1 protein-coding gene is annotated in these 1,067 nt (G+C 41.0%); it reads left to right on the top strand.

What is annotated here, in order from left to right; all coding sequences use genetic code 11:
* On the top strand, positions 1-1,067 hold a 1,067-nt coding region (gene terL / locus ABZ914_RS51765), incomplete at both ends, for a phage terminase large subunit (RefSeq protein ID WP_500201870.1).

The following is a 1,067-nucleotide window of genomic DNA, read 5'->3' as shown; positions in this document are numbered from 1 at the left end:
ACCTTCCACCACGTCATGGGAAATCTCTCACACTTGGTAAGTTTGTAGAGTGGGTGCTTGGTAATGACCACACGAAGAAAATCATGACTGGCTCATATAACGAAACCTTATCTACAGTCTTTTCTAAAAATGTTCGTAATACACTTCAAGAAGAAAAAGCAGACGAAAATAAAATCGTTTACTCTGATATTTTCGATGCTGCAATTAAGTATGGAGATGCTGCGAAAAACCTTTGGAGTTTGTCGGACGGCTATAATAACTATCTGGCAACCTCTCCAACAGGGACTGCAACAGGTTTCGGTGCTGACATTATTATCATTGATGATGTTATCAAGAATGCTGAGGAAGCTAACAACGCGACAGTATTAGAAAAACATTGGGACTGGTTCGTAAATACCATGCTTTCGCGTTTGGAGTCAGGCGGTAAAATCATAATCAATATGACTCGTTGGCATAGCGAAGATTTAGCCGGACGGGCTTTGCGTGAACTGCCTAAGAATGGCTATCGAGTAAAGCATATTAATTTCAAGGCTTTCAACGAGCAAACGAATGAAATGCTTTGTGATGACGTTCTGACTCTTGAAGATTATAAGCGCAAAGTAAAAACAATGGGTGCTGATATAGCTAGCGCCAACTACCAGCAAGAGCCAATTGATGTCAAAGGTCGATTATATAGTGAGTTCCAAACCTACAACGCTCGCTCAGAGTACAAAAAGATTTGGAATTATTGCGATACTGCAGACACTGGGAAAGACTATCTCTGTTCGATTGTATGGGGCGAAACCTCAGACGGCTTTGCGGATGTACTGGATATCATTTACACTCAAAAACCGATGGAATACACAGAAAACGCAGTGGCCAATCAATTAATTAATAACAGAGTAAATGCATCAAGAATCGAGCGTAACAATGGCGGTCGGTCTTTTGCTCGTTCTGTCAGGGATAAGATTCAAGGCAAAGTGGCTTGTGCTGTAGAAGATTTCTTCCAAGGAAATAATAAAGAAGCCCGAATTTATTCCAATAGTTATTGGATAGAACAGCACGTTCGCTTTCCTAATGACTGGCGG

Origin of the sequence: Spirillospora sp. NPDC046719 (genome assembly GCF_040645715.1) — a bacterium.
In the GTDB taxonomy this organism is placed as follows: domain Bacteria; phylum Actinomycetota; class Actinomycetes; order Streptosporangiales; family Streptosporangiaceae; genus Spirillospora.
The sequence above is the reverse complement of the archived record's forward strand: the minus strand, read 5'-3'. Positions and strand labels throughout refer to the sequence as shown.